The 20,417-nt window shown below is 38.8% G+C and carries 19 protein-coding genes, 1 tRNA gene and 1 pseudogene; 16 read left to right on the top strand and 5 right to left on the bottom strand.

Annotated features, from left to right (window positions below):
* The first annotated feature begins 300 nt into the window (after nucleotides 1–300).
* From E7303_RS13445 to E7303_RS13510, 14 genes are all read left to right on the top strand, one after another.
* Nucleotides 301–1,302 carry a virulence RhuM family protein gene (locus E7303_RS13445; RefSeq protein ID WP_026498974.1) on the top strand — a complete coding sequence of 334 codons (1,002 nt, stop codon included), beginning with the start codon at nucleotides 301–303 and terminating at the stop codon, nucleotides 1,300–1,302.
* Between the two features lie 404 nt (nucleotides 1,303–1,706).
* Nucleotides 1,707–2,366, top strand: coding sequence for a hypothetical protein (locus E7303_RS13450; protein WP_292145878.1), 660 nt, complete (start codon nucleotides 1,707–1,709; stop codon nucleotides 2,364–2,366).
* 101 nt (nucleotides 2,367–2,467) lie between these two features.
* Nucleotides 2,468–2,540 (top strand) — tRNA-Ile (locus tag E7303_RS13455).
* A gap of 415 nt (nucleotides 2,541–2,955) precedes the next feature.
* The gene (locus E7303_RS13460; protein ID WP_292145880.1) at nucleotides 2,956–3,129 is read left to right on the top strand and encodes a hypothetical protein; all 174 of its coding nucleotides are present in this window, start codon (nucleotides 2,956–2,958) and stop codon (nucleotides 3,127–3,129) included.
* A 15-nt stretch (nucleotides 3,130–3,144) separates the two neighbouring features.
* Nucleotides 3,145–4,257 carry an AAA family ATPase gene (locus E7303_RS13465; protein ID WP_292145883.1) on the top strand — a complete coding sequence of 371 codons (1,113 nt, stop codon included), beginning with the start codon at nucleotides 3,145–3,147 and terminating at the stop codon, nucleotides 4,255–4,257.
* Nucleotides 4,258–4,523: 266 nt separating this feature from the next.
* Nucleotides 4,524–5,180, top strand: a complete 657-nt coding sequence (locus E7303_RS13470) for a hypothetical protein (RefSeq protein WP_292145884.1) — start codon at nucleotides 4,524–4,526, stop codon at nucleotides 5,178–5,180.
* A gap of 103 nt (nucleotides 5,181–5,283) precedes the next feature.
* Nucleotides 5,284–5,562, top strand: a complete 279-nt coding sequence (locus E7303_RS13475) for a hypothetical protein (protein ID WP_292145885.1) — start codon at nucleotides 5,284–5,286, stop codon at nucleotides 5,560–5,562.
* Between the two features lie 73 nt (nucleotides 5,563–5,635).
* A complete protein-coding gene (locus tag E7303_RS13480; RefSeq protein WP_292145886.1) occupies nucleotides 5,636–6,487 on the top strand; it encodes a TIGR02452 family protein in 852 nt (283 codons plus the stop codon).
* A gap of 236 nt (nucleotides 6,488–6,723) precedes the next feature.
* A complete protein-coding gene (locus E7303_RS13485) occupies nucleotides 6,724–7,530 on the top strand; it encodes a helix-turn-helix domain-containing protein (protein WP_292145888.1) in 807 nt (268 codons plus the stop codon).
* 345 nt (nucleotides 7,531–7,875) lie between these two features.
* Nucleotides 7,876–8,127, top strand: coding sequence for a helix-turn-helix domain-containing protein (locus E7303_RS13490; protein ID WP_292145889.1), 252 nt, complete (start codon nucleotides 7,876–7,878; stop codon nucleotides 8,125–8,127).
* A 180-nt stretch (nucleotides 8,128–8,307) separates the two neighbouring features.
* Nucleotides 8,308–8,613 carry a helix-turn-helix domain-containing protein gene (locus E7303_RS13495; RefSeq protein ID WP_292145891.1) on the top strand — a complete coding sequence of 102 codons (306 nt, stop codon included), beginning with the start codon at nucleotides 8,308–8,310 and terminating at the stop codon, nucleotides 8,611–8,613.
* A gap of 116 nt (nucleotides 8,614–8,729) precedes the next feature.
* On the top strand, nucleotides 8,730–9,437 hold the full coding sequence (locus E7303_RS13500; protein WP_292145892.1) for a metallophosphoesterase: 708 nt from the start codon (nucleotides 8,730–8,732) through the stop codon (nucleotides 9,435–9,437).
* Between the two features lie 269 nt (nucleotides 9,438–9,706).
* Entirely contained in the window at nucleotides 9,707–9,904 is a 198-nt protein-coding gene (locus tag E7303_RS13505) for a peptidyl-tRNA hydrolase (protein ID WP_292145894.1), read from the top strand.
* 15 nt (nucleotides 9,905–9,919) lie between these two features.
* The gene (locus E7303_RS13510) at nucleotides 9,920–10,171 is read left to right on the top strand and encodes a hypothetical protein (protein WP_292145895.1); all 252 of its coding nucleotides are present in this window, start codon (nucleotides 9,920–9,922) and stop codon (nucleotides 10,169–10,171) included.
* Nucleotides 10,172–10,339: 168 nt separating this feature from the next.
* Here the strand turns inward: E7303_RS13510 and E7303_RS13515 are convergent, their stop codons facing one another.
* The 3 genes from E7303_RS13515 to E7303_RS13525 form a co-directional block, all read right to left on the bottom strand.
* Entirely contained in the window at nucleotides 10,340–14,056 is a 3,717-nt protein-coding gene (locus tag E7303_RS13515; RefSeq protein WP_292145896.1) for a clostripain-related cysteine peptidase, read from the bottom strand.
* Nucleotides 14,057–14,209: 153 nt separating this feature from the next.
* Nucleotides 14,210–15,634 carry a GGDEF domain-containing protein gene (locus E7303_RS13520; RefSeq protein WP_292145897.1) on the bottom strand — a complete coding sequence of 475 codons (1,425 nt, stop codon included), beginning with the start codon at nucleotides 15,632–15,634 and terminating at the stop codon, nucleotides 14,210–14,212.
* A complete protein-coding gene (locus E7303_RS13525) occupies nucleotides 15,631–17,562 on the bottom strand; it encodes an EAL domain-containing protein (RefSeq protein WP_292145898.1) in 1,932 nt (643 codons plus the stop codon). The genes E7303_RS13520 and E7303_RS13525 overlap by 4 nt, the downstream gene beginning before the upstream one ends.
* A gap of 252 nt (nucleotides 17,563–17,814) precedes the next feature.
* On the opposite strand from E7303_RS13525, the gene E7303_RS13530 reads away from it, so the two are divergent.
* Together E7303_RS13530 and E7303_RS13535 are read left to right on the top strand one after the other, a co-directional pair.
* Nucleotides 17,815–18,543: a PrsW family intramembrane metalloprotease gene (locus E7303_RS13530; protein ID WP_292145899.1), complete on the top strand. Its 729-nt coding sequence runs from the start codon at nucleotides 17,815–17,817 to the stop codon at nucleotides 18,541–18,543.
* Nucleotides 18,544–18,560: 17 nt separating this feature from the next.
* On the top strand, nucleotides 18,561–19,202 hold the full coding sequence (locus E7303_RS13535) for an MBL fold metallo-hydrolase (RefSeq protein WP_292145900.1): 642 nt from the start codon (nucleotides 18,561–18,563) through the stop codon (nucleotides 19,200–19,202).
* Nucleotides 19,203–19,241: 39 nt separating this feature from the next.
* On the opposite strand, the gene E7303_RS13540 is transcribed toward E7303_RS13535, so the two are convergent.
* Nucleotides 19,242–19,886 carry a Crp/Fnr family transcriptional regulator gene (locus E7303_RS13540; RefSeq protein WP_292145902.1) on the bottom strand — a complete coding sequence of 215 codons (645 nt, stop codon included), beginning with the start codon at nucleotides 19,884–19,886 and terminating at the stop codon, nucleotides 19,242–19,244.
* A gap of 224 nt (nucleotides 19,887–20,110) precedes the next feature.
* Nucleotides 20,111–20,417: pseudogene (locus tag E7303_RS13545) on the bottom strand (LysR family transcriptional regulator); the annotation flags it as partial.

The following is a 20,417-nucleotide window of genomic DNA, read 5'->3' on the forward strand; positions in this document are numbered from 1 at the left end:
GGAATGAGTCAAGACATGCTACACTTGGTTCGACAAAATAGGGAAAGATAAACTTAAATGTTTGCCTTCACGTATTGAAGCGGGATATTTTAAGGATGAGTTTTGGGAAGAGATACCAAAGGACCTGGTCATATTTGGTTATGACGCACATTCGCCAGAGGAGATTATAAACGGGTGGAACTATTACAAGGACTTAACCAGTCATAATCATTTCGTTGGAAGAAGCTGAAAAATGATAAAATAGAATTGTCAATAAATGGTAAAGAAAAAGTTTTGGGTTTTGAGGAGAGTGCGAAAGATATGGATGAATTTGGTGAGATTATTATATATCAGACGGATGATGGACTTTCCAAGATTGAGGTCAACTTAAAAAATGAAACAGTATGGCTTTCAATCGATCAGATGGCGGAGCTGTTTCAAAGAGACCGAAGTGTTATAGGTAAGCATGTTCGTAATATCTTTAAAGAAGGAGAGTTGGTGAAAGATTCAGTGTGGGCAAAATTTGCCTACACTGCCGCTGATGGAAAAGTCTATGATGTAGACTTTTATAATTTAGATGTAATTATTTCTGTCGGATATCGTGTGAAATCTATCCGCGGAACTCAGTTCCGTATATGGGCAAATTCTGTTTTAAAGGAATATATCATCAAAGGCTTTGCAATGGATGATGATAGGCTAAAGGGGAATGGCGGCGGAAACTACTGGAAAGAACTTCTGGATCGAATTAGGGACATCCGCTCATCTGAGAAGGTGCTATATCGTCAGGTTCTAGACTTATATGCTACGAGTGTTGACTATAATCCCAAAAGTGAGGAATCTATAAAATTCTTCAAGATTGTTCAAAATAAGCTGCATTATGCTGCTCATGGACATACCGCAGCCGAAGTCATATATGAAAGAGCAGATGCAGAAAAACCATTTATGGGGCTTACCTCTTTTTCAGGTGAACTTCCAGCGCTTAAAGATATTGGTGTTGCGAAAAATTATTTGAAAGAAGATGAACTGAAGATTCTTAACAATCTTGTATCAGGTTATTTTGATCTTGCAGAGATTAATGCTATTGAGCACAAGCCCATGTATATGAGCGATTATGTGGAACAACTAGATTCTGTCTTGTCTTCAGGAAACAGAAAGCTACTTGTGGGGGCTGGAAGTGTAAGCCATGATCTGGCTTTGCAGAAAGCAAAGGCAGAATATCGCAAGTATCAAGAGATAACGTTGTCTCCAGTAGAGGAAGAGTATTTAAAGAGCATTAGAGGTGTGGAAAAGGAAGTCAAGAAGAGAAGTAGAACAAAGAAATAATATTATCGTATTGGTCAGACAATGTCTGGCCAATTTTTATTGTATTTTTATTGGTATTATTGTGTGCGAGGTAAGATGATTATAGTGGAAATATAGATGCAAACCTAAACGGTGTTGGGAATGATTCTCGGAGGTTGTTTTAATGGGATATATTGAGATTCCTGTTTATTATACGGATGACTTGATACACCAAAACGAAATAGTAACTTTTTATAACCAGTAGTAAAAGTATTCTATATAACTCTAGCTAAAATTTTGCGATTTATTAGAAAAGATGTGCATATAATAATGTAAGCCTGAATAATACCTCTTTTTCAACCACAGGTTAAGTGACAACCCTATATTTACATGTCTATACTTGTTTTACAGCAAACAAAAAGTATAGTTCATGGAGGGTGAAGCTTATGGCAGATAAGATGCTTGTGACTCAGGCTCTTGATGAGAGAGACCTGCTTGTAAAAAAGATTCAGGATAAAATTTCAAAGGCTAGCTTTGTAGATACAATCAAGCCCAACGAGGAGAAGGTGCTTGATGCAAGAGTATCCAAGGATGAATTTGCCAAGGATGCAGAGAGTACATATCAGCAGATTCAGGATCTGATTGACAGATTCCAGAGAATTGATGCAGCAATCGTTGCTTCAAATGCTAATACAACTATCAATACCACCTATGGCTCTTTTACCGTTGCAGGTGCAATTTCTCTAAGATGCAGATTGCGCGGTGCGGGATCATATGATGGAGATGCTGATTTCGAGAGATCACTTCAGCTTAAGATGGAAAAGGATTATCAGACTAGAGTCGCTGTTGCTGATTTGAAAAACAAGCAGCTTCAGAGCACAGCAGAGAGTATGAGACTTTCAATTCTTGGTAAGGATACCAAAGTTAAGGATGAGAAGCCTCTGGAAGTAGTTGAAGCTTATGTGAAGGAGAACACTACTGAGCTGGTAGATCCGCTTGATGTTCAGAAAAAGATTTCTGTACTTCAGGAAAAGAGGGATACGCTTCTTACTGAGCTTGATACTCAGATTAAAGTATCCAATGCGACAACGTTTATTGAGATTTGATTAACTCAGTAAGAATTGCCTGCAACACGAAAACTTCAAACCCGGTTTCCCTGTAACAGGGTTACGTTACAACTACCGATATTGCAAATATTGGATGAGAGTTCAGAATGGCGAAGTGGAAATCGCGCTGGGTTAATGGCCCGGAAGTCGCAGGTTCGAATCCTGCTTCTGAATCCCCATATACGGGATAATAATGAGGAGGCCGCAACGGCCAAGAGCATTAACCGTTTTGCATTTTGGTTAAACCGTGAATTATCATCGGTCAATAGTAATTACTTCAATAATCAATTGGGAACTGAGAACGTGCTTTAGACATAGAAATATGTTGAAACCCATGATAAAGGTTAGGGCGCTAAATCGGTTGGTCTGAAGTGATCCTCGTGGCTGTGTTGTGGGCAATAAAATAATCATTTCAGAATTTGATCATAGCTGGACCTCAGATAGGTAAAGCGGCAAAGGACCTTGCAGAAAATGCAGGGCCTTTTATTTTTTCAACTAGAGGTTCAATGACATTGCTAGGGTACGAAGGTTATCATAACAATAATAAGAAATAAAGAGGCTTTTAGTAGTTAGTTTTGGAGGAGTGGCTATGGCAGAAAGAATCATGAGGGAGGAAATTCCTGTTTATTCAGAGAAATATGGTATTCACGGTGTGATTAAGGATTGTGAACGCAAGGCGTTGAAAAGATGCTTAGGCAACGAAGCGGTGTATGAAGAATTGATGAAAAAGTATGATGCGAATTTTATGTTTGGAGAAGTTTAGAGGGAGATAGAACTGATGAAGGTTATAAGTACTGGTTCCAAATTTGATATATACCCAGATGATTTAAAAAGCTATGATAAGCTTCCTGCTGACTACTATATTGTAAGATTTGTTGAAAAACAGGGCTTTTTTCTAGAGAAATATTCTGAGTTTAAGATTACAGATACTAAGATTTATGGTATTCACGCGCAGAAAGCGGATAAGGTATTAGATTCATTTGCTGATTTTAAGAGGAACCTCGGTGTAATACTTAGTGGCGATAAGGGAATTGGAAAATCACTGTTTTCGAGACTTCTTGGTATGAAAGCAATTGAAAAAGATATCCCGGTTATTATTGTGGAAGCCTACAAAGAAGGAATAGGGGCATTCTTGGATAGCATACAGCAGGAAATAATGGTGTTGTTTGATGAGTTTGATAAAACTTTTTCAGAGAAAGACCATGGCGCTGAGGCGCAGAATAGCATGTTGTCATTGTTTGATGGGGTGGCTTCGGGAAAGAAGCTTTTTGTGATAACTTGCAATGAGCTAAGGGGGCTCAATGACTTTCTGGTTAACAGGCCTGGAAGATTTCATTACCATTTCAGATTTGACTACCCTACTGAAGAAGATATCAGAAAATATCTCGAAGATGCGCTTGAAACCGAATGTTGCACAGAGGTTGATAAGGTAGTGAGTTTTTCAAAAAGAGTTGCGCTTAACTATGATTGTTTACGTGCAATTGCATTTGAAATCAATAAGGGTTTGGAATTTTCTGAAGCTATCAAAGATCTTAACATAGTAAACATTGAAAGAGAGAAATTTAAGCTTTGCGTTCTATGCAAGGATGGATCGACACTGATTAATAATAGAGTGATTATGGATTCTTTTAGTAAGGAATCAGAAGAGTTTTCTCTTTATGAGGTTGGTGGTGGATACGCCGGAAGCATCTCTTTTTGTCCCGCTAATCTTAAATACAACGCAGGGACGCGCGAGCTATATCTGGAAGAGGAAGATGTTTCGCTTGACTACGATGATTATGATCTCGAGGAAAGTGAAAATAAAAAGAAGGCAGATGGCTTGAGAAGCCGCGGTATTAAGAGGGTAGTAGTTAACAGAGTGAGCGGGAACAGGCTACATTATGCGGTATGAGCTTTATATACCGCTTGATGACTTCCTGGTGCCACGCAAAAGAAATGAGAATATGGCGCTATTGGTTGAGGTAAAGACACAAAATAAAAACTCGGTTATAACCGGTGTAAACAGGCTTTCAAAGTATACATCTATCCAGAAAAACTTAGTAAATAAAAATACTGTTTAATACTTGATTGAAAAATAAGATTTTACACCATGGTTGCAGCATCAATTGTCATACACAGTTGGTGCTGTATTTGGATATAAGGGAAGGAGGAAAACTCATGCCGACCAATTGGGGTGCTATATCTCCATATACAACAAAAAAACAATATATGACCGGACAACCCAAGAAAGAAGATGCTATAGCATATTGCCACAATATTAAGCACATGGGCGCTCTTTCCAAAAAGATGGTCAAGCAACATGAGTGTATTCAAAAAAACTGCAAGTTTTTTGAAAAGAATCTCAAGAGTATGTACTGGTATGGAAGAGATTGTTATAGGGCAAACAAAAAGAGGGAAAAGCTAGTAAGGAAGGTCTTTGAGACACAAGGACGTGATGTTAAGAATGCAACAGGCAATCTGTTAAGTGTTAGTAGCTCAAACATCAATACTGATTTTGGAACGATGCTTCAGTTCTTTGATGATATCGAGGTTTTTCATGCGTACCTGTTTTATAAGAATCCGGATATGAAGATGAAGTATGTGGGAGGATTCTATGGTGATGAAATTGCTATGGCTCAGGCAAGAGAAATTGTTATGAATGGCCAAGGAGACTATCTTGTGGTATCGGGAGAACTGGGGAGCTTAGTGGGATATAGGGTGGAGAGCAGAAGCAGAGCTCTCATAGAGATTGATTTGACTTGGGGATATATGTATCCAGCGTTAGCAAAATTGGTTGTTCGAGATATGGAACTTAGAGGAAAGATAACTGCATAGAAAATTGTGAAGGAACCAGAGGCGGAGACGCCAAAGGTTCCTTTTTTAATTCAACTAGATGTTCATTGACATCTGGCGAAGGTCAGAGATTGGAAGGATAAAGATGGAATTTTATCATGGTACTTCAGATATATTTGACATTCAAGAATTACGTCCGGCGATTGAGACTGGAAATCTTAGGGAAGAATGGAGAAAAAAGCTGACAAATAAAGTTTTTTTCACGAATTCGCTTCTTTCTGCTGAAGTATTTGCCAAGAAAGCGGCACAAAAGTATGGTGGAAATCCTGTGGTTTACAAGGTTAGACCCATTGGTGATGTCTGGCATGTTAACACAAATGAGTATGTAGCAGATAGAGCAAAGATACTTGGGCGAGTTCCTTGATTTATCAACCGAGGGTTTAATGACAGATGCTTTTTCATTAAGTAAAATGGAAATAATAAGGAGATTTATTAATATGGGAAGAGATGAAAATATACTAGTTTTTGAAGATACAGCGAAGTTGTGCAAAGAGAATGAAGTGCTTGCAGAGGCAATTAGAACTTCAAATTCAGAACAGAAGCTGATATTAGAAGCAGATAGTGTTCCTGATGCTGATAAAAATAAATATGAAAGCTCTGCTAAGGTAGTAATATCCAAGAAAAGATCATATGAGGCAGCAAAAGAATACAATGATATGCGTGTGGCAGTACATAACTTTGCTTCGGCTTCAAATCCGGGAGGTGGCGTGATCCGTGGTTCGAGCGCGCAGGAGGAGTGCCTTTGCAGGTGTTCAACGCTATATTTTGATCTGGATGTAAAAGAACTTTGGGATGGTTTTTACAATCCTCATCGTGCTGCCGCTGATCCAATACATAATGATGATCTCATTTATACTCCGGATGTTGTTGTGTTTAAGACGGATACTGCAAATCCAAAACTTATTCCGGAGAATGAGTGGTATAAGGTTGATGTGATCACCTGTGCTGCACCAAATCTGAAAGCTAATCCGACTAACTATTTTAATCCTGGTGATGGCAATAAACAGGTAGTAGTAAAGGATAATGAGCTATTAGCAATCCACGAGAAGAGACTGCGGAGAATCCTTGAGGTTGCAGTGAACAATGGTGCTGAGGCAGTTGTGTTAGGAGCATTTGGATGTGGGGCATTCAAAAACAAACCGGAGGTAGTTGCTCAAGCAGCTAAAAATGTTATAAAGGACTATTTGCATGCGTTCAAGGTGATTGAGTATGCGGTGTACTGTAGCCTGAGGGACGATTGGAATTATAAGGTTTTTGAAAGAGTTCTGGCACCGTATTATAAAAAGTAATACGTGGATTATGCAAAAATAACATAATAAAAGCAAGAAATTTCAGGTGCTTGTCAAGTGATAATTGACAAACACCTGTTTTTATTTGTAACTTGCTTTTAATAGTTTATATGATATAATTGTGGTGTAATAAATACAGAAAATATGTGGGTTTTGGTTAAATAAATGATTTTTTCAACCTGCAGTTTAAACTATTTGCTTTAGACATGATGTGAGGCGTATTTTGACGAAGATTTATGAATAGAAAAGTTGATAGTAAAACTGAATTAGGAAACATTATCAATTTGGCGAGAGGCGATAGATCATTGAGAAACTATGCCAAGGATTCAGGTGTTAGTTACAATACGATTCATATGATCGAGAAGGGCGAATTAAATCCAAGCCCAGAAATAATTAAAAAGCTTACTTCAAAACAGGCAAGCCCGCAAAATGGAGTAACCTATGAAGCGGTAATGAGCGCGGCTGGTTACAAGACTGAAAACGACGAGGCAATGGTCAGTGAAGAGGCCATTGAGCTGGCGAAACACATGCTTGAAGAGGAAAATGAACACAGTTTTCTTTCACCTAGAGTTATACAATCAAGGGAGTATAGAGAAAATGAGATTAGACGTATAAAAACTTTGGCCAGAGGTATGGTCTTTGACGCATTGTTCGAGAAAGGAATTGAGTTTGGAGTCAATCCCAGAGAGGAAAGCTTATATAGGCTCCGCAATAATGATATGCTCCTGACAATAGATCATGGTGATATTAAAAAATGGCTATTAACCTTTATGTGTACAACAGGTGGTAGTTATGGAGGACTGTTTTATCATGATACGTTAGGTAGATATATGACTTTTGAGGGCGGCAAGGATATAAAGTTCTCTTGGGTAACCAACGATCCAAGAGCTTTTGCTAGATACAAAGGATATGAGCATAAACTGCTTTTTAGAGGCGAAATGTCTTTGATTCTGGTTGATACTGATGCCCAGAAGATTGTATCGGAAACATATTTGTCCAATTACTTTTTGGATGACTATAGTAGAGAGTTTTATATTGTTTGATGCGATTATTTGAAAGGGGTGATGCTTAATGCAAGTAAAGATATGGGGAAAATAACAAAAGAGACGTTCGCTAAAACGTCTCTCTTGAAAAAGTCAGATGTTCGTACCATCTGAAGATATGAAGTATTTTTGAACCCTAGGCGAGTTCACTTCATATCTAAACATTATCATTTTGTGGATTGTTTTGCAACACATATCAATGTGCCGCGTGGTTTAGCCACAAGATATAGTGTTTCTTTAATTTCAAGGATTTTCCCTTTTGGTAAACAACTGAATAAGAAACTGGTGGTGCTTTTTGACGTATTGCGTCAAAGGCTTGTTAAGTTACCCAAAAAGGAGAATTTTATGCTGGACAAGGTTATAAATAATCAGGCGACATGCGCCAAACTCAAGAAAATGCTTGAAGAAAAAGGTTATACACCTGTAGAAATAAAGGAAATGCTTCATCTGGAGTCTGTTCAGAGCGTATACAAATGGTATGCGACTGCTAGAGGAAAGGGAACTAGTATGCCATCGGTAGACAATATGATGAGATTAGCATATTTGTTGAAGGTGCCTCTTGAAGATATATATGTTACCTATGAGGTCCTTTTTTAGTATTGTTCCATGATTTTGGGGGCGTGAGAGATTCATGAGTTCGGTTTAAAGAATGGTGTGGCAATCTATAGGCTTTTGAAGGATGTTGTTTAAAAAACTGAACCAGAGGTTTATGTTTTTTAATAACGAAAAATGATATACTGGTAACACGTTGTGAATTCCATTTTTAAGGAGGCAGCCATGGAGATTTTTGATGTGTTTGTCGACATGCAGGCAACTGGTGATCGGATCAAGCAGCTTCGTAAAGAGCACAACATGATAGTGTTTGATCTTGCAAATGCTCTGGGGCTCGAATCAGAACAGGCCATTTATAAATGGCAGCGCGGTCAGTGCTTACCAAACGCTGACAATCTTGTAAGACTTAGCATATTGTTTGGATGCCATATTGAGGACATTCTTATTCATTACACAGCAGGAGAGGACGAAAGTCCTCTTCTTTCTTTTTACAGGAGATTTGGAAAATGGTTTTGGCATCTATGGGATTAAGTTTCAACCACGAGTTGAATGAAAAAGGCTAGGGACAAGGATAGAATAGGATTAGGCAAAAATTTTGGAGTATGTGTAATGAAATGACAGATTCAAGACCGGAGGAAATTTGAACTTTGAGCAGAGTACTAATAATACCAGATGTTCATCTTAAACCATGGATATTTGATATGGCCGAGAAAGTGAATAAAGAATCTTATGATGACATAGTTGTACTCGGTGATCTGGTAGATGACTGGGGGATGGGAAGTAATCTTGATATTTATAAAGCTACTTTGGACAGAGCTGCAAAGTTTGGAAAAGATCATGAAACTTCTTTATGGTGCTATGGGAATCATGATGTTTCGTATCTTTGGGACGCTATGGAGTCTGGGTATTCTGTTCAAGCGAGGATAACAGCTGTTGAAGGGATAAATAAGCTTGAGCGGGTTCTTGAGGGCAGACTCAAATTTGTACATAAAATAGATGATGTGTTATTCAGTCATGCTGGGTTAACAGAGGCATTCGTCCTTCATTCATGTGGATACCATATGAAAGAAATAGAGGATATATTGGCCAAAGTAAATCGCATGGGTAAGCAGGAATTATGGAGAGACAGTTCTCCAATATGGGCTAGACCACAGCATGATTTCTATAGAATGTTTAGGGATGATATTTTTTATCAGGTGGTGGGGCATACTCCTGTAGAAGAGCCACTTGATGCATGTGGGGTGCTGACGTTAGATCTTTTTTCTACATACTCTGATGGAAGTCCCTATGGAAATCAAAAACTATATATTTTGGATACAGAGACAAAGAAACATAAGGAAGCAATTCTTCTCTAAATTATTGAGTTGAATATACAAATCTATATGCGGAACTCTAGTGTAGTCGGCATACGTCGGCACGAATGACGAGTCGTCATTCGGAAAAAGAGATTAGTACCATTTTAATTGCAGCTGCTCCAGAGAGGTATTTAAGAAAGCTTATTGGCAGGATTAACTATGTCTTGTGTGTGGAGCCAGAAAATGAGGAATTTAAAGCTGGTAAAGAATGGGCTTCAGAAGAAATCAAAAGAATAGGCCATTCAATATGAATTAGGAGGGGATGAGGCGTGAGACAACTTATTATTGCTCGCAAGGATTTGAATATGTCAGCAGGCAAACTGGCAGCACAGGTTAGTCATGCTAGTATGGCATTTATATCTCAAATGATTTTGAATAGTGGAACTTCAAAGAGGTTATCATTAGATACTGGTGAAGTAGAGCGCTATGAGATATTTATGGAAATGGATCCAGAATCAGTTGTTTAAGTGAGGAATTTTTATATGGTAGAAGATAAATGGAACTTTAAGGGTACGCCATGGGAGTTTGTTCACTTAGTGCGTCACGCATGTGTTGTTTATGAATGTGTAAAAAGGAAAAGAAATGGCATTTTAGAAATTCTTATGGATGATGAGGTATTCGAGAAAGCAGCAGATGAATTTGGAATTACTTACGATACAATAAAAAATGAGATGCGTATAAATCTGGATTTTGCTGAGCGTCTTGATGAAATCATGGAGAATTGTAAAAAATAGAGACTGGAGCATGTTTAGAAAAATGATAGGATTGCAGAAATCCTTGTTTTTGTAAAAAGAATAAAGTATCGACCAATCTTCCAAAATGATGATTATTCTTTTGGGGATTTACAGGTTATCAAGATAGCAGATAACTAGTTTGACCCGGGCAAAATGCCCGGGTCATCATTAATCCTGATCCTCTTGAACAGATTCATTAGTGTTATCTTCTTGCTCTGTAGTACTGTCGTCATCATCAGAAGGTTCTACTGATGTTGTTTCTGAAGGTAAAACTTCGGGGATTGGATCCGTTGCCTTTTCAGGTGTTTCTTCGCTTTTTTCTTCTGTTTCAGGCTTCATCGCATTCTCTTCCGAAGTCTTTTCAGCATTTTCATCAGAAGTCTTCTCAGTTGAAGCTTCATCCGCAGCCTTTTCAGCATTTTCATCAGAAGTCTTTTCAGTTACAGTTTCATCTGAGACTTTTTCAACAGTCTCATCAGAAGTCTTCTCAGTTGAAGCTTCATCCGAAGCTTTTTCAACAGTTTCTTCGGAAGTCTTCTCAGTTGAAGCTTCATCAGAAGTCTTTTCAACAGTCTCCTCGTAAGCCTTCTCTGTTGCAGTTTCTTCTGCAGATTTCTCACTAGTCTCTTCAACAGCCTTTGCTACGTCTTCTACATTTACTGCTTCGTCGGATTCAGCGTCTGGCGTTATAGTTTTTGCATCTACTGATGACACCATACTCCTTATGGCAGCCGCAGGTGATTGATTCAGATTATTGGTACTTTCTGCTTGATTTTCGGCATCCTTTGCAGCTTCTCCTGCCTCAGCCCTGACTTGCGCAGCCTTCTGAAGACTCTCTTCCCAGGTCATATAATTTATAGTGTTTCCATTTTCATCTGTGCCGGGCTTTGAGTAGAAATCATCAAGCCCCTTTTCTGCACCCAGAGTTTCTTTTGTAAGTTCATAATTCTTTCCGTATACATCGCTTATATAATAGTACGATCCTGTGTCCACATAATCGGTTGTAATGTCAAAAGCTTTATTTTTTTCTTTGTAAATGGTTCCAAGTGAGAATAAGGCAGGGGTACTGGCTGTTTTGTAGAAATCATCAGCACCGCCAAGAAGCTCGAAATACTGGTTTTCAAGGAAACTCATATTGGCATTCGCAGCGGCAACAGTTCCGTCAAAGTCCTGAACAATACTGTAGCTGTCAACGGATAATTTCTCGCCTTTTTCATCTGAAAAGATATTCAGATATAAAGTTGTAACCTTTTCCTCCTTTGCAGCCCTCTTCAGATAATCTGATCTTGATTCCCCTTCTTTCATTTCAAGGGTGGAAGCACTTTTCGCATTGGCCCATATACTTACAGGAATGTAACCCTGATAAGAACCATCTTCATTTGTTTTGGTGATATACATGCTGCATATCTGTCCATTTAGCAGATACCACACAGAATTGTAAGGAGCAACACTGTATGTAACCTTGGAATCATTAATCTCTTTTGTTTCAGAATACAGGCAGGTATCACCTATGGAGCCAACATAATTATTGTTGCTGTCAAAAAGTGTGACTTTTACCTTTACCGAATCTCCCACAGCAACAGTTTCAGGTTCGTTAATTTCTATAGTCGCAGTGGTTGAATCATTATAAACATTGTCTACTTTATCGGGCAAAGTTACAATAATATCTTCTTTTGTAATTCTGTCATTCAGAATCTTATCAAAACCCATCAAAGTAGGGTCATCAGGATTATCTTCATTCACACCTGCTGCTTCATAAAGATACTTCCAATAATCTTTCCATTCATTTTTCCATGCATCAGAATCTCTGATTGTAGCTAAAAGATTATCTCTATTCTTTATATTCTCAGTCTGCCAGTCATCACCTATGAGTTTTGCCGCCAGATTCATGAGTGCAAATCTGGCTATTACCTTCTTGTATTCATTATTTAAACCTGTCGTTTCATATATTTTAACCGCTTCACTGGCTGTCTCGTAATAAGAAACGGTTCCATTATTGTCGATATTCATCGTGTAGTATGCTGCCAGAGGAAAATAAATACTAAGTCCTCCGTTCTGAACGTCTCTTTCCAACCACCTGTTATAAAGTACACATTCGTCAAGATTCTTTAAAACATTATTTGCGGCATCCTTAAGCTCTTTTGAAAAGACAGAATCATCACTTGCAAAGGGAGTCACAAATCTCTTGAGATCAAGATAATTTGATGTATCGACACCGTTTCTTGTGGCAAAATGTGATTTCTTTCCAACTATATTCAGAACTTCATAATAAGCGGATTCAGTCTGTTCAATCTCTTTTAACAGATTCTCTGCAAATATTGAGACTGCGCTGTCAAGTTCATCGACCTTTGTCAGATCAACAAAAGAAAGGCAGGATAGCATATCCTTCTCGAATTTTTTTACATAAGCATCTACAACTTTTTTTCCAAGTTCGCTGGTGCCGAGCTTCGGATTATTTTCAAGCTCACTGAAAAGTGTCTGATAATCCCAACCTGTGCCGTATTCGTTCTCCTCAGATCCTATGTAGTAATAAGAGAGTTCTTTTAAAGCGGAAACGGCCTCATAGTTTCCCATCTGACAGGCATCAAAGCCTATAAAATCAAACTTCCTACCGCTTTGAATAAACTCACTTCCGGCAAGTGCCTCTCTTAGTTGCTTTAGTGAAAATCCCGGATCCGGAAGACCACTCTCTTGCTGGTGAGATTCTTTATATTCTGAAAGCAGCTCATCATAACCATATCCGCCGTAACCTCCGCCGTGATCCCAAAGTATCAGATCGTATTTTCTTTCAGAATCTTCTGGCGCAACATAGTCGATTATTTGTGAAAGGAACTCTGGATCCGTCATGTACTTTCCGGAAAAGCTTTTAGTTTCAACCATTCTGTTTTGAGTACCGTCATTTACAACTTCCCAAATCGTAATCTCACCGGTACTGATCTCTGTCCCATATTTGGAGAGCAGATCATTTGCCATATTATCAATCTCAATTCTATCTTCAGGGGTAATTATTCTTTCGTCTTCTTCGGCATCTTCATCGTCAATTCTGGGGAAAAGCAGCCTTTCGACATAGTACCTGTAGACAACAGGATCATTCATATGCCATTTTTTGCTTCCACCGGTAACAATATAGACTTTAACCCCTTCAGGTATTTTGGTTCTTAAAAGATCTAAAAGATCTTGAGTTCCAACTCCGTCTTTAGACTCAAGGTCTGCGCCACACAAATATAAAAGGAAAGTTCGGTTACACAGTTCTTTATTAGCTTCTTCACTATCCTGTCCATCGTTTTCTTTTCTTTCCTGTGGTTCATTTGGCTCATCTGATCTTGGCAAGTCAAGATCTGCCGGATTACTTTCTGTTTTTTCCATAAACCGGACAACTTCCGATAGTTTGCTAAAAAAGCTGGAATATGCACGGATAGTCTCTTTTGAATTGTTGGAATTGAGGCTTTTTACTAAATTATATAAAGAAACATTGCCGGTTTTTAGAACAATATCTTCATACCGACTGTTTGAGACGCCGATAACAAAGGATTTTGAATAGGATGTTTTCTCATCATCCGCAGGAATACGCACTTTTCCAAAAATAGTCTTAAGAGCCGCAATGCTAAGATCTGCAAGCTTTTTATCGGTCACGCTGATTCCTAAGGTTATCTCATTCTTTCCTTCTTTTATTACATAGCTTTCCTGAGTATCGTATGTAACATGTAATCCGGGAAACGAGTCAGAATACAGAGTAATTCCCACCGGAAATACATTGGCAAGCTCCTCAACGCTTGTAGTCTCGGCCGCCATTGATGAGATTGTGGTAATATCAGGTGCCAACGATGATACAACGAGAAATACCACAGATAAAACAGCAACTAGCAGTTTTTTAAATTTGGGCATAATCCGACCTTCCTTTCAAAAAAGTATGACATCTTGATTTTTTGATTCAAGAATGCATTCATATATCATGTTTATCGGCATTTAAACCCAATTTTTTGACCTTTATTTAAAAAATAATATGGCTGTAATAAAAAAATGATTGGCCGCTATTTCTTATGTTCTTTCGGCATGCATTCTCTTTTTGTTTTCATACATGTTGTTATCTGCACGCTTAAAGACGTTTATTGCACCTGCATCTTTATCACTGTCATATGTGGCATAACCAATCGCAGCTGACACAGCTTCCCAGGGAGATAGATCTTTGTTGTTTGACAGGTCTGAGAGCTCTTGGTTGAACTTATCTATTAGAAAATCAATATTTTCAAGGTCCTGACCCTTTAGAATTATGGCAAATTCGTCACCGCCTATCCTGAAGACAGGAGAGTGGGCAAATATAACGCAAACAATACGACAGATGTTCTTGATGGCTTCATTACCTTTTTCGTGACCATAAGTATCATTGATGATCTTTAGGTAATTAAGGTCAACGACTCCAATCCCAAATTCAGTCTTTCCAATCTTAAGATTCCATTCAAGACTTTTGATTTCATTGTCGTATGCAGTCTTGTTTCTTATTCCGGTCAGAGAATCACGGTTTGCAAGGGCTTCCAACTGAGAGTTCTTATCCTGCATGTCACTTATCTTTTTATCTTTGTCGATCAGGTCAGAGGCATAATTCCTTATATCCTCAACCATGGAGAAGATGGAGCGTGACAGGGATTCAATCTCATCATGGGTATGTATGTCAATTTCGTCCATAACAAGTTCTGATACAGGAGCGCGCTTTCGGCATTTGTCTTCAATTTTGCCGGTTGCATTTTCAAGGTTCCGTATAGGCCTGACTATCCGCTCGTTATACCATCTGTTGAGCGCTAAAACAAGAAGCAGACCAGCTATAAGTGCAACTATGAATGTCGCAAGTGCATATGTATAGGCTGCTTTATAAATGTCATCAATAAGGATATCCCCACAGATTACAGCAATGGGCTCCCCTTTTGAATTTATCAGAGGACGGATTGCGGTATATATCTTCCCAAAGTCAGTATCATTTCTAAAGTAAGTGACAGTTGTATCCGTGTCCATGCGCTTAAGGTACTCAAGGGCGACATCCCTTGGATAAGCATCTCCGGTATAGTTTCCGAGATCGGTAAGTTCATCTGCTTCATATGTCTTTTCATATAAAGTATATGCAGCAAGGACATCCATCATGTTGTCCGGAGGATCTGCCCTTAACGGCTCAATTATATATATAAAAAACAGGTCATGGGTTTCCTTGAGATCATTGGCCAGAGTCTGCAGCTCGTTGTACTTGTCTGATTTGACACCGGTGTGCATGCACTCTTCAAGGTCATCAACATCTATGCATCTGCTCAGAAAGTTGATGGCATCACCGGCATAGTTCTGATATCTGCTTATCATATCCCTTCTGTAAATATCAAAGCACAAAGTGCCCACGGAAATAGATATGAATATAACAATGATTATGCTGATGCGGATAAGTGATTTTTGTAAGGAATTTTTCATTTTTTTATTGTTCATACCTGCCCTGCCTGTGCCTCCATATAAGCGATAAATTCAGCAGTTGGTATTGGTTTTGAGAAATAATATCCCTGCTCATAGTCACAGCCCAGTTCTGCCATTTTGTCTTTCATCTCAAGAGTTTCTATTCCTTCGACAACAATCTCCATCCTCGAGTGTTTGAAAAGACTTATCAGATCAGGCAAGAAACCGGCTTTTCCTGCGAAATATGACCTTACAAAGGACATATCAACTTTTACCACGTGAATTGGCAGATTTATAAGGCTTGTAAGATTAGCTGCACCTGTTCCGAAGTCATCAAGAGACAGTTCTGCACCCATGGCTCTTAAGCTGGCAATTGTAACCTGTATCATGTCATAGTCATCTATAAGTGACTCTGTTATCTCAAAGTCGAACATATCCATTGGAACGTTATGTTTTTTAGCTATTTCTGCCAAGTCACCAGGAAGGTTGATGCTCATGCATTGTATCGGAGACAGGTTGACATTTATGAACTCAATGCCAAGTTTTTTGACATCCACGTTTTCGAGGAACATGCAGACTTTTTCAAAGATCTGTTTGCCTATTTCTATGATATCACCATTCTTTTCAGCAATCTGAATGAAATCAAGAGGAGAAATGAAGCCGATTTCAGGATCATTAAGCCTCGCAAGAGCCTCTGCACCCATGACTTTTCCGTCTGCATTAGAATAGATGGGTTGAAAGTATACTTCGAATCTTTTCTCTGACATGGCAAGTTTGATTGCTTTTTCTATTGCTTTGTGTTTTTTGATGCCTTCTATCATTTTGTCCGAGAAGTAGTAGTTACCTTTGCGGTTTTCCTCAAATGAATTATTTATGGCGTATCTTGCCAGGTCAGACACCAGCAGAGCATGTTCGCTGATCAGAGACTCAGATAGGAACATCATTGAAGCCTGAATAGGAACGATGTCGTCGCAGTTTTTTCTAAGGAGTTCGTATTTTTCTATCCATTCGTTTATTACCAAAGACGGGTCTTTTTCCAGATGACCTTTTATCAGGACAATGAATACGCCGTTTCTTATATAAAACAGGTAATTATTACGGTAATTTTGCACGAGCCACGCTGCAATGATCTTCAGTTCATCATTAATTTGATTGACTCCGTAGACAACCTTGGAAGCCTCATAGTTGTTGATGGATATTGTAATGAGACTGAACGGGATCTTTCTTTCCCGTAATTCCTTGCCTATTCTGTTGAGTGCGCTCTTATTTAATAATGATGTACGATTGTCCCTATATAGATCGGGGTTTTCAGATGTAAGGAAGATGATCAATATAGTAAGGATGCTGAAATAACTTGTGACGAGCATGTGGTAGAACTGCTTTCTTATGATTATTCCGAATAACAGGAGCAGGTTAAAAGAAAGAAGTCCCGCTTTCATGCGCCTTGAAAGCTGTTTCCAGAATCTGATAACAAGAAACAGGGATGCGATGATATAAAAATAGGTGCTGAAATAGATTGTTTTATAAAGAGAGCAGTTGTGATATCCATCCTCAGCAATGGTGTAAATAGCAGATGTCCATGGAGTTGAAAGGATAAGAATAACAGAAATAAATGCAGGCAGGCTGGCGATAATCTTAAAGATATGATTGGATTTTCTATAACTATGGGTAGACTCTGCTGTATACATAAACAGAGACCATCCTCTGATGATAAAACCAAGGAAATATGCATGATTGATTGCATACATTACCCACAGAGGGAAAATCATCCACACTTCATTCATTTCGCAGGAAATGATATCAGAAATTGTCATGATAAGGTTTGAACTCATGGCAATCCAGAAAAAAACGCTCTGCCTTATAGGAAGATTTCTTCTAAAGCCATAGAATAATAGAAGTATTATCTGTATAGGTATTGATGCTATGGCAAAGTCGTAGTTAAAAGGGCTGATCCAATTGAACATATCATGTCTCCTGTGTGCAGGGCAAGGGGACTGAATCTGTGATGATAATACACCTGCAATCATTATTGTTGAAATACCGTTCCATTTTAATTGTAACTTGGATTATGCTCTGGCTCAACTAAAAGCTTTATAAACGAATACATTTTATGATTTGTGGTCAGTGCGGAAGTTTGACAAGCGTAAAGGTTGAATTGGGCTTATAATAAAAAATGTATTATGGATACTGTGATTTTGTAAAGAGGAGGAAGGACAGTGTTCTATTTTCTTGTTGCACCATATCTTGTTTATAACGGAATACTTATAGCTGCAGCTGTTATACCTGCGATATTTCTGATGGTAAAGGTATACAGGTCAGACAAGCTTGAGAGGGAGAGCCCATATATGATATGGACTCTGATAAAAGCAGGTATATTGTCATCGCTGCTGGCACTCGTTGAGGAACGAGTATTGTCTGCTATATTGGGACTTGCAGTTCCATATGAATCGCCGCTCTATAACATCATTCTTTACTTTGGCATTGTTGCATTTGCGGAGGAAAGCTCGAAATATCTTTGCATGAAAAGACAGACATGGAGCAGCTGGGAGTTTAATTGCCAGTACGATGGAGTTGTCTATGCAGTTTTTGTTTCCCTTGGATTTGCATTGTGGGAGAACATCAGCTATGTTATGATGTATGGCTTTGGAACTGCCATAGTAAGGGCTGTCACAGCAATTCCGGGGCATGCCTGTTTTGGCGTTTTCATGGGAATCTTTTATGGGATTGCCAAGAAGCTTGATTACAGAGGCGAAAATATTGGTTCCAAGATCTGTAGGATACTTGCTGTAGTTGTACCGGCTCTTTTGCATGGGGCTTATGATTATATTGCAACTATGGAATCACAGGATGGAAATGGTTATTTCATCGGGTTTGTGGCTGTGATGTTCCTGCTTTCCTATGTTCTTGTTGGAAGAACTGCCAAGGCTGACAGACCAATATATTAAAACAGTAGGAGATAGTAATGCTTGATAATATCGAAGTTTTCACACAGAGCAGCATAAGGATAAAGAGCAGTCAAGGAACGATTTACCTGGATCCATTCCAGATAAAAACGGAGCCCCATGATGCAGATTATATCCTGATCACTCATGATCATTATGACCATTTTTCCGTGGATGATATCAAGAAGATTGCCAAGATATCAACTATATTGGTTGTTCCGGCAAGAATGGAAGATGATGCCAAGGAACTTGCTAACGATGTTGCTTCTATCGTCACAGTGAAACCTGGTGTCTATAAGGAAATAAGCGGACTTGAGATAGAGACAATACCTGCCTATAACACTGTAAAGCCATTCCATCCAAGACGTGCTGAATGGGTAGGGTATATTCTTAGAGCTGATGGCAAGCGCATCTATGTTGCAGGAGATACAGGACTTACTAAGGAAGCCAGGCAGGTGAAGTGTGATATAGCTCTTTTGCCAGTCGGAGGCACATATACTATGGACACCAGGAGGGCTGCAGAGCTTGCTAATACCATAAGACCTGAGTATGTCATCCCTACCCATTACGGTAGTATCGTCGGAAAGCAGAGTGATGGCCAGACTTTTGCATCACTTGTAAAAAGCCCGGTGAAGGTTGTTGAGAAGATAAAGTTTGACTAAGGAACAGATAAACATTCGGTTATCGAAAAGAATATATATTCAGGACATCAATTTAAAATGATTTTTCCTGACTTCGATAAGACCGTCTTTTTTCATTTTGCCAAGTTCCTTTGAGAGAGCACTGCGCTCAAGATTAAGATAATCTGCAAGTTGTTGGCGGTCGAAAGGAATGTCAAACTCGTTGCTGCCTTTTTTCAGGGATACGGAATTGAGGTAAGCCATGACACGTCCGCGGATTGTCTTTGGAGATGTATGAAAACTTCTCCCGGATAAGTGCAGATTTTTGTTGGCGGATATCATGAGAAGATTTGATATCAGCTTAAAGCTCCATAAATTCATATTGGATTTTAGCTTTTTCAAACTGCCGACCTTAAAAAAGAGGATTCGGCAGTTTTCATTTGCTCTGACATCTACTAAGAGAGGTTCGTTCTCAAGCAGGGCATAGGTCTCAGCAAAGAATCCACCCTTTGCTACATTGCTCAGAATAGTGCGGTTTCCCCATGCATCATTGCTTTCTATTGTTACACTTCCTGAAATGACAAGACCTAAAGAGTCTGTAATATCACCGGCACGTAAAATTATAGAATCTTTCGTATATGTTTTCTCTACAGAAGAGAGCTCTTTAAGAGCAAGGTCAATTTCTTCAGGCATCATCCCGGTGAAGATGATGTTATCTTTTAACATATTCTTATCCCAAGACATAAAAACATTCCTTTGTTTTAAAAATGTGGTTATAACAACATAAGTATTTTTCTAATCATACTATACTTGCATCATGAAAACAAGGAAAAGGCCGGTGGCTGATGCCATCAAAGTGGAAAAGCTACAGCATCCTTTATGAAAAAGTGGGCTGGCTTACAAACATGTTCTCGGAGCCTGTTGAACCATTTTTATGTTTGAATCGCAAGTTACTTGAAGGCTTTTTTTATCTGTTCCAGAAATTTTTCAGCAATAGGAGTAAATGTCTGATACTTATTCCATATCAGATATAGCTCTGATTTCAGTTCTGGTGAAAGGGGCTTGAATACCATGTCAGTTCCTTCGGTGTTTATCAGGTCCTTGAAAGTGAGCAAGATTCCAAGGTTTTCCCTTGCAAATACGGAACCGTTATAGGACAATCTGAAAGAGCCTTCAAGCTTAAGTTCATTAAATCTGTCTTTGGCCCAGGCTTTGATTTCATTGTTCCAGCTTTGTTCTGAGACAAATAGAGGCTGT

The organism is Butyrivibrio sp. (assembly GCF_015056685.1).
Classification (GTDB): Bacteria; Bacillota; Clostridia; order Lachnospirales; family Lachnospiraceae; genus Butyrivibrio.